The sequence below is a fragment of the Lacrimispora sp. genome (assembly GCF_032078915.1).
GTDB lineage: Bacteria > Bacillota > Clostridia > Lachnospirales > Lachnospiraceae > Lacrimispora.
Genome location: NZ_DAMAUN010000148.1, coordinates 1 through 8,972 on the forward strand (window position 1 = coordinate 1; position 8,972 = coordinate 8,972).

11 protein-coding genes are annotated in these 8,972 nt (G+C 45.0%); 9 read left to right on the top strand and 2 right to left on the bottom strand.

Annotated elements, in window-relative coordinates; genetic code table 11:
- Positions 1-16: 16 nt before the first annotated feature.
- Genes RT269_RS30300 through RT269_RS28885 form a run of 9 tightly spaced genes read left to right on the top strand, consistent with a single transcriptional unit; the run spans position 17 to position 6,793 of the window.
- A complete protein-coding gene (locus tag RT269_RS30300; RefSeq protein WP_334308567.1) occupies positions 17-157 on the top strand; it encodes a hypothetical protein in 141 nt (46 codons plus the stop codon).
- Positions 150-848, top strand: coding sequence for an ABC transporter ATP-binding protein (locus RT269_RS28850; RefSeq protein WP_313187883.1), 699 nt, complete (start codon positions 150-152; stop codon positions 846-848). The genes RT269_RS30300 and RT269_RS28850 overlap by 8 nt, the downstream gene beginning before the upstream one ends.
- Positions 849-860: 12 nt before the next feature.
- Positions 861-1,523, top strand: coding sequence for a cytidylate kinase-like family protein (locus RT269_RS28855; protein ID WP_313187885.1), 663 nt, complete (start codon positions 861-863; stop codon positions 1,521-1,523).
- Complete coding sequence (locus RT269_RS28860) at positions 1,520-2,377, top strand: aminotransferase class IV (protein WP_313187887.1); 858 nt, start codon at positions 1,520-1,522, stop codon at positions 2,375-2,377. Before RT269_RS28855 ends, RT269_RS28860 begins: the two co-directional genes overlap by 4 nt.
- A gap of 9 nt (positions 2,378-2,386) precedes the next feature.
- Positions 2,387-3,475: a DUF4392 domain-containing protein gene (locus RT269_RS28865; protein ID WP_313187889.1), complete on the top strand. Its 1,089-nt coding sequence runs from the start codon at positions 2,387-2,389 to the stop codon at positions 3,473-3,475.
- Complete coding sequence (pxpB, locus tag RT269_RS28870) at positions 3,463-4,152, top strand: 5-oxoprolinase subunit PxpB (protein ID WP_313187891.1); 690 nt, start codon at positions 3,463-3,465, stop codon at positions 4,150-4,152. The genes RT269_RS28865 and pxpB overlap by 13 nt, the downstream gene beginning before the upstream one ends.
- Before the next feature lie 4 nt (positions 4,153-4,156).
- Positions 4,157-5,185 carry a biotin-dependent carboxyltransferase family protein gene (locus RT269_RS28875; RefSeq protein WP_313187893.1) on the top strand — a complete coding sequence of 343 codons (1,029 nt, stop codon included), beginning with the start codon at positions 4,157-4,159 and terminating at the stop codon, positions 5,183-5,185.
- A gap of 32 nt (positions 5,186-5,217) precedes the next feature.
- Positions 5,218-6,027, top strand: coding sequence for a putative hydro-lyase (locus RT269_RS28880; RefSeq protein WP_313187894.1), 810 nt, complete (start codon positions 5,218-5,220; stop codon positions 6,025-6,027).
- A 10-nt stretch (positions 6,028-6,037) separates the two neighbouring features.
- On the top strand, positions 6,038-6,793 hold the full coding sequence (locus tag RT269_RS28885) for a LamB/YcsF family protein (RefSeq protein ID WP_313187896.1): 756 nt from the start codon (positions 6,038-6,040) through the stop codon (positions 6,791-6,793).
- A gap of 261 nt (positions 6,794-7,054) precedes the next feature.
- Here the strand turns inward: RT269_RS28885 and RT269_RS28890 are convergent, their stop codons facing one another.
- Together RT269_RS28890 and RT269_RS28895 are read right to left on the bottom strand one after the other, a co-directional pair.
- On the bottom strand, positions 7,055-7,708 hold the full coding sequence (locus RT269_RS28890; protein ID WP_313187897.1) for a phosphatase PAP2 family protein: 654 nt from the start codon (positions 7,706-7,708) through the stop codon (positions 7,055-7,057).
- Positions 7,709-7,970: 262 nt separating this feature from the next.
- Positions 7,971-8,585 (bottom strand): helix-turn-helix domain-containing protein, encoded by a 615-nt coding sequence (locus tag RT269_RS28895; RefSeq protein ID WP_313187898.1) that lies wholly within the window; start codon positions 8,583-8,585, stop codon positions 7,971-7,973.
- Positions 8,586-8,972 lie beyond the last annotated feature (387 nt).

Genomic DNA, 8,972 nt, shown 5'->3' on the forward strand with positions numbered 1-8,972 from the left:
TGACATGAGCCTGGTCATGAAAATCTGCGAACGGATTTTAGTCCTTGATTTCGGCACTACCATTGCTTCCGGGACTCCGGAGGAGATCGCCAATCATCCAAAGGTCATTGAAGCCTATCTGGGAAAAGACGATGAGGAGGTAGAGAAAGATGCTTAAGGTAAAGGATCTGGCAGTATCTTACGGTGCCATTGAAGCCATTCATGGGGCATCCCTGGAAGTTCATGATGGAGAAATCGTTTCCCTTATCGGAGCCAATGGAGCGGGAAAAACCACCATCTTAAGAACTATTTCAGGGTTAAAAAAAGCTGACAAGGGAGAGATACTTTTTGACGGAGCCGATTTGTTAAAAACAGAACCCAGCAAGATCATCAATTTAAAACTGGCACATGTACCGGAAGGACGGCATATTTTCCCCCAGATGACCGTAGAGGAGAATTTAGAAATGGGGGCATTTACCGATGGAAAAGATATGGCGGCCAATATGGCAGATGTATTTGAACGTTTCTCCCGTTTGAAAGAACGGAAAAAACAGCTGGCAGGAACCTTGTCCGGCGGTGAACAGCAGATGCTCGCCGTAGGCCGGGCCCTTATGGCAAAGCCCAAGATGATCCTGATGGATGAACCGTCTATGGGACTTTCTCCATTGCTGGTAAAGGAAATCTTTTCTATTATCAGAGAAGTGAACAAAAAAGGGATCACCATTCTGCTTGTGGAACAGAATGCAAAAATGGCCTTATCCATATCAAACAGAGCCTATGTCATGGAGACTGGGAAGATTACCATGGAAGGTGATGCCGGCGAACTGCTAAAGGATGACAGGGTAAAGAAAGCATATCTTGGACAATAGGAGGATACGATTATGGATGAGAATAAGAAGTATTTTGCCATTGCCATCACACGTACCTGCGGAAGCGGAGGCGGAAGCTACATAGGTAAAAAACTGGCGGTTGATTACGGGATCGATGTGTATGACAGAAAGCTCTTGCGTCTGGCATCAGAAGACAGCGGGATCAATGAGGAGATATTTGCAAATGCAGATGAAAATACGAAAAAAACCTTTTTATACCGTGCCTCAAGAAGAGTCTACAGCGGCGAAGTCATTCCTAAGGAAAGTGGCAATTTTTTATCGGATCAGAATCTTTTTAATTATCAGGCAAAGGTTTTGCAGGAGCTTCTTCATCATGAATCCTATGTCTGCATCGGCCGGGCAGCGGATTTTGTCTTAAAGGATGAGCCTAATGTAGTATCCGTGTATCTGGATGCCCCCTATGAATTCCGCTTAAAAAGAGAGATGGAGCGGCAGGGAATATCGGAACAGGATGCTGCAAAGTATATAGACAGACTGGATAAATACAGGAATTCCTATTATATGTACCATACCGGAAGGCAGTGGAAGAACCCTGAAAATTATGACCTTTGCCTGAATACGGAAAGTTTGGGGCTGGATCATTGCGTGGAATTAATTAAGAAATACGTGGAGTTGAAATTTGGGATTTGTTCCAGTGAAAAGGAGATATTATGAAAGAGCTTGCTTATTATGATGGAAGGATCGGAGCACCTGAGGAATTGATGGTTCCCTTTCAGGACCGGGTTCATTTTTTTGGAGATGGAGTTTATGATGCTACCGTTGGAGGAAATCACAAGGTGTATCTTCTGGAGGACCATCTGGACCGTTTTTACTCCAGTGCCAAAGCCCTGGATATTAAGATTCCCATGGAGAAGAAGGAGCTTTCAGAACTTCTGACCAAACTTCTTTCCATGGTGGAGGGGAATACTCATTTTGTGTACTGGCAGGTGACAAGAGGAACCGCTCCCAGGGATCATGCTTATGATGAGGCAATGCTTGGAAAGCTGTGGGTCATGATAAGGCCTAATAAACTAAAAGACCCGGATGTTCCCATCCGCCTGATTACAATGGAAGATACCAGATTTCTTTACTGCAATATTAAGACGTTGAATCTTCTCCCGTCTGTGCTGGCCTCTCAGGAGGCTTTAAAAGCTGGAGTAATGGAAACTGTTTTACACAGAGGAGATATGGTGATGGAGTTCGCCCACATCTATGTTTCTATTTTAAAAAACGGAACCTTCCTTTCCCATCCCAATGATAACCTGATCCTTCGGGGGATTGCAAAAACTCATATGATACAGGCCTGCTACAGGCTTGGAATCCAGGTATTGGAGCGGGCATTCACGATGGAAGAGCTTATGGACGCCGATGAAGTCATCGTAACCTCTTCCTCCAATTTCTGCCTTCATGCAGACGTTATTGACGGAAAGCCTGTAGGAGGAAAGGATCCTGCGACGTTAAAGAGGATTCAGGATGCCGTTTTGGAAGAATACTTAGAGTATACAGGCAGAGATAGTATATTTGATTAGGAGTGGAAGATGGACAGAGGCGGACTGGAAAAGAGAAATGTGGGAGAAAACCTGGATGCTCTGATGAATTTAGATCCCAGGGGTTATGGAGTATGCCGGATTCTTTATGCCGGGAGCCGGGAGCAGATGGGGGAGCCTCTTACCATGAGAGCGGCGGAAAAGCTGTGTGAAACGGTGAAAGAAAATGATCTGGTTTATATATTGACAGGATTTGTGCTTCTGCCTCATAAGAAACCGGAGATGGATGGAATGGTCAGTTCCATGCTGCTGGCAAGAGCCTTAGTCATGGCTTTTGGGGCAAAGCCTGTTATTATCTGCCCTGAGGACTGTGTGAAGTCGGTAGTGAAATGTGCCTGCGTGGTAGGTCTTCATATTTACCAGGATATAGGGACTGTAAGGGAACTTCCTCTCAGCATGGGAGTGATGGCATTTACCAAAAATCCGGCCAGGGCAGAAATTGAAGCGGAATGGCTGATAAAGGAAGGGCTTCCCGGAGCGGTAATCTCTGTGGAGGCCCCCGGTTCCAATGAAAATGGCGTTTACCACAATTCAGCCGGAAACAATGTAACAGAGCTGGAAGCCAAGACAGATGTACTATGGGAAATGCTTCGGAAAAAGGGAGTCTTAAACATTGCCATCGGTGATCTTGGCAATGAGATCGGCATGGGAGCCATAGCAGATCATATTAAAAAATACATACCTTTAACGGCTCCCGGGGAATGTGTGTGCGGCTGCGGAGGCGGAATTCTGGCGGTCAGCCGAGCGGACCATGTGATAACGGCAACCTGTTCTGACTGGGGCTGTTACGGTTTGATCGCGGCACTGGCTTACTTAAAGCGGGATATGGAAATTCTTCACCGGGAAGAAATGGAAGCGGAACTGATGAGAGCGGCGTCAAGAACCGGTCTTATTGATATGACCGGTTCACTGATCCCTGGAATCGATGGATTTGGTACCCGGCTGAATACAGGAATTGTCAGCCTGATGCGACAATGTACGGCTTATGCGGTCCGGTATTCCCATAATTCCGATCACTGGTTTCATTCTGTGCTGAAAAAAGGATTTTTTGAAGAAGGGGATAGGCCATGGTTCAAATAAAGCCGGTCGGTGACTGCGGTGCCCTGGTGGAATTGGGTGATTCCATCAGTGAGGAGGTAAATTCGAAGGTAATGGAATTAAACCGGAGGATTCATGAGCAATCGGTGGAAGGAATTCTTGAGACAGTACCTGCCTTTTGTTCTGTTCTCGTTTGTTATGATCCTCTGAAAACAGATTATGACACAGTATTAAAGGTTCTGTCGCGGCTGTCAGAATCATTGGAAGGCAGAACTGGGATAAGAGGGAGGCTGGTGGAAATTCCGGTCTGCTATGGAGGCAGCTTTGGGCCGGATCTTTCTTTTGTAGCGGAACATGGAAAGATCACGGAGGAAGAGGTGATCCGGATTCACAGCAGCAGGGATTACCGTATTTATATGCTGGGATTTCTTCCGGGCTTTCCCTATCTTGGAGGAATGGATGAACGCATTTTTACCCCCCGGTTAAACTCACCAAGAACCAGGATTCCGGCGGGGAGCGTAGGAATCGGAGGAGAGCAGACAGGAATCTATCCCATGGACTCTCCGGGAGGCTGGCAGTTGATCGGACGTACGCCTTACCGTCTTTTTAAGCCGGAGCAGGTGGGAAAACCTCTTTATGAAGCCGGTGATTCCATTCGTTTTGTACCCATCAGCCAGGAAGAATATAAAGAAATAAAAAGAAAACAGGAAAAGGAGTGACGGGATGGGATTTGAAATCTTGCGTCCTGGAGCCTTGTCCACAGTTCAGGATAAAGGGAGAAGAGGATTTTTAAGCCAGGGCATCCAGGAAAGCGGAGCCTGTGACAAGTATTCCATGAAGCTTGCCAATCTCCTTGCCGGTAATTTGGAAGAACTGGAAACAGCGGCAGTCATCGAATTTACGTTAAAGGGCGGTGAGCTCCGTTTTACCTCTGACGAGATCATTGCCCTTGCAGGCGGGGATATGAAACCATGTATCAATGGAATCCCGGTTCCCATTTTCTCCCCGATTCTGGTTCGGACAGGAGATATTCTGACCATGGAGCTTGCGGTTTCCGGCCTTCGGACTTACATGGCGGTCTATGGAGGTATAGAGGTTCCGTCTGTCATGGGAAGTCGTTCCACCAATTTGAAATGCCACATAGGAGGCTTGGAGGGAAGGGCACTCCTTGAAGGGGATCGTCTGGAGTCAGGGAAAGACCTCAGGCAGTTTAAGAAAATAATAAAGAGATTAAAGGGAAATGAGAAGCTGGCAGCCGTGGGAGAGAATGAACTATGGCTGCGTCAATCGTCAACACCTTACCGTTTTTATGGAGACGACCGTATGGTTCTTCTGCGTGCCGTAATGGGCCCCCAGGAAAATGCTTTTACGGAGCTGGGACTTAACACTCTGATCCGGAATCCGTTCCGGCTAAGCATGGACTGCGACCGCATGGCCTGCAAACTGGAGGGAGAGCCAATAGAAATGAAAAATGGGGCGGATATCATATCCGATGGGATCGTAGAAGGCTCAGTTCAGATCTCATCTTCTGGACTTCCTATGGTTTTGATGGCAGATCACCAGACCACCGGAGGATATGCAAAAATCGCTACGGTGATCCGTACGGATATCCCCGCACTGGCCCAGTTAAAGCCAGGGGAATGGGTGGCATTTCAATATGTAACTCCAGGTGAGGCCGTGGCAATCTGCCGGAAGGAAGAAGAAAAGCTGCGAAATTTAAAGGAACGGTTTCGAAATGTCATTTACCGGTAATTAGACCATAAGACAGGAAAGAAGGAAAGAACATGGGACCAGAGTATAGAAACAGGGAGCCAAAAGAAGTCCGCCGGCTGATCAGGGAGGGTGTGATCCACAGCCCTACCACCGGAATGTGCGGCGGCTATGCCCAGGGAAATCTGGTGATCCTTCCCGAAGAGCTGGCATGGGATTTCCTCTTGTTCTGCCAGAGAAATCCCAAGGCCTGCCCGCTTCTTGAAGTATCGGATGCAGGAAGCAGAAGTTTTCCGCTGACAGCAGAAGGAAGTGATATCCCAAGGGATATTCCCAGATACCGTGTGTATGAAAACGGCGTGTGCACCGGTGAACACACGGATGTATCAGAATTATTTGAAGAATATCAAAGAACCAGGGGAAAGCTGGTAAGCTTTCTCATTGGCTGCAGTTTTTCTTTTGAAACAGCACTTTTGGAAGCTGGGATACCGGTGAGACAGATTGAGGAAGGAGTAAATGTTCCTATGTTCCATACGAACATTCCCTGCACGCCCGCAGGAATATTTTCAGGTAATATGGTGGTAAGCATGAGGCCCATTCCTCATCACCAGGTTTCCGGTGCAGTTGCCATTACAGCTTCCATGCCAAGGGTGCATGGGGCACCTGTTCACATTGGTTATCCGGAAGCTCTTGGAATAAAAGATATCCGCAAACCGGATTTTGGAGATCCGGTGACCATATATGAAGGAGAGGTGCCTGTTTTCTGGCCCTGCGGGGTAACTCCCCAGGCAGTGGTCATGAACAGCAGGCCTCCCTTTGTAATTACTCACGCCCCGGGACACATGTTTATTACGGATTTAAAAAATGCAGAATTAAAGAATTAGAGGTGAGAATATGCCGGTCATTGACTTGAACTGCGATCTGGGTGAAAGCTTTGGTGCTTATAAAATAGGAATGGATGAAGAGGTGCTGCCCTATGTTACATCGGCGAACATTGCCTGTGGATTTCATGGGGGAGATCCTGTGGTAATGGAAAAGACGGTGGCTTTGTGTAAAAAATATGGAGTGAGGGCAGGGGCCCATCCGGGATTCCCTGATCTGGCGGGATTTGGAAGAAGGAATATGAGCCTTTCTCCAGGCGAAGTAAAAACCAGTGTTATGTATCAGATCGGTGCCCTGAACGCTTTTTGCAGAGGAGCCGGAATCAGGCTATGCCATGTAAAGCCCCACGGGGCCTTGTACAACATGGCGGCAAACGATTATAAACTGGCAAAAGCCATCTGCCAGGCGATAAAAGAAGTAGATGGCAGCCTGGTTCTCCTGGCTCTCAGCAATAGTGAGATGCTTCGGGCGGCCAAGGATACAGGGGTATCTGCTGCCAGTGAAGTATTTGCAGACCGGGCCTATGAAGGGGATGGAAGCCTGGTTCCAAGAAGCCGGAAAGGCGCGGTGATTGAAGATGAGGAACTGGCGTTAAAACGGGTGATCCGAATGGCAAAAGAAGGGGTGGTGGAAGCCATTGACGGAAGCACGATTTCCATTGATGCGGATTCTGTATGTGTTCATGGAGACGGAGGGAAGGCTCTGGAATTTGTAAAGAGGATAAGAAAAGGTTTTTCAGAAGCAGGTATAGAGGTAAAATGCTTTTAGCAGACAATACAAAGGCGTGGCAGGGAACTGTCATGCCTTTTTTCTATTTTTCCGATTACAGAAAAGCTTAATCCATCTAGCCCATAGAACTTCTGCATCCATTTTTTTTAAAAAGAAACGACGGTTTTGATTTTTGCGGTATATTCCCTTCATAGCAGACAGTGAAAAAACAAAACTGTTGAAATGGAGGGAGCATATCATATTTCAAAACCGCCGTTAGTCTACTGGGGCGGTGATCCGATAATATCGGTGTTCCTATAACTATTTATTCTTTGATACCTGACTAACCGCAGCGTAATAGATTATAATAAGCGCAGAACCCAATAATAAACCTCCCACAATATCGGTGAACCAATGCACCCCTGAAATAAAACGCCCAATCACCGTTACGGCGATGATAGCAGCAGATATGACCTCCGCCGAAATTCTGATTGATTTATTTTGTATCCTGGAATGGAATTGCATAATTGCGGTAGCCATGATACATAGTACAATCATCGTGTGGGAAGATGGATAGGACGGTTCTAATGCACTTTCCAAAATAACCGGTCTGTAATTAACAATAAATATTTCAAACAATACATATGAAAATATTACGAGGATATAAAACACTCCCAGTACTATAATATCGCTGTCTACGCACTTGATACTTTTTCTTTTTATTAGCTGGACGAAACCCAATGCAGCAAAACCCAAAGCAACAAGGATAGCTGCAACCCCAATCCAGTCTGTGATATGGTACCAAAGCAAGTTTTCACCAAGCAGTTTGAACATAAAGCCATTTAATGCAGAGAATCCAACGTTGGATTGTTCCGGACCTATGGGGTTAACGTCAAATGTTAAAACCGCCAATGTAAATAGTATGAATAGCAAAAGTAGTATTCCGGCAAGTATAAAACACTTTTTATTTTTCATCCTGTATTCCCCCTTTCAGAACATAGGGCGATAAACGATTTAAGTCATGCCGTGTTCCATATGGTTTTACTAATCTGTTTGTTTTAATGATAAAATCCATTCGTAAAATCCTTTCTGTAATTTTAGTATGTTTGTGTGTGCCAGCCACATCTTCATTGTGTGGCCAAGTATGGAAATATTCAAGCTACGAATCGTCACAACGGCAAAAACCCTCCGACACTTTTCGTGTCGAAGGGTTTTTTACAAGGTTTTTCAGAACAATTTACTTTATTCGGCTGCTCTTTATCAAAAGAATTACTTTAATCATAAGAAATAGGAAAAGGAGAGAAGTCGCAGAGGGTTGACGAGTTGCAACATAAACAAGAATGCAAAAAGCCTGTAACAGAATAGAGCCGGTTCTGCTAAAGCTATACCATTTTTCATTCAAAAAATGTTGAGCAATTATTTGTACGATCCCCATCATTGCCATTAGAATAGGCGCAACAAGATAAATCGTCCATGTAACGGTGCTTACGTCTGGGTTCGAAAACAAACTCACGGCCCGAATCAGGTCACTATCCTGCCGTATATAAAGCGGAAGGAAATAAAAGGATATTGTCATAACATCTAAAGTACCATAAACCAGACTGAAAATCTTATTTATATTAGTGCGGTTCTCATTTGCTGCAAGGGAAATCAACTCCTCACCTGACAACAAATCATCAATAGATACCGAGAAGAGTTTTGATATATTTTTAAGCGAATCGATATTCGGGTATCCCTTGCCACTTTCCCATTTTGATATAGCCGTTCTGGACACAAATAATTCTTCTGCAAGCTGTTCCTGGGTCCATTCTTTTCCTTTTCGTAATTGTTGTAATTTCTCGCCAAATTCCATATACAATACCCCTATTAGTCATTAGTTTTTATGCGGCCATCAATAGGCGACCTCAATGTGACTGGCATTGCGATACTGCAATACTAGCCTATCAGATATGCCCCATATCATGGCTGCTTCATTTGTTGCGGTCATAGCGACATTTCCATGTTTATTATACTTTAACTTTTTATAGAAGAATTATACCACAAAAAGGATTCAAAGAGAGCCCCAAGTGGGTAATTTGATTACTTAAGAGGAAAGATGATTACTAAATTTGAAGGTCATAACAAAATGGAAAAATCGGTTACAAAACGGGAAGCTTGGATTGCAATTTAGCCATTAATATAAAATCTTCAATTGTAAAATATCTTTCCCGTTTGAAAGGGAAAGATGGGTACAAATATT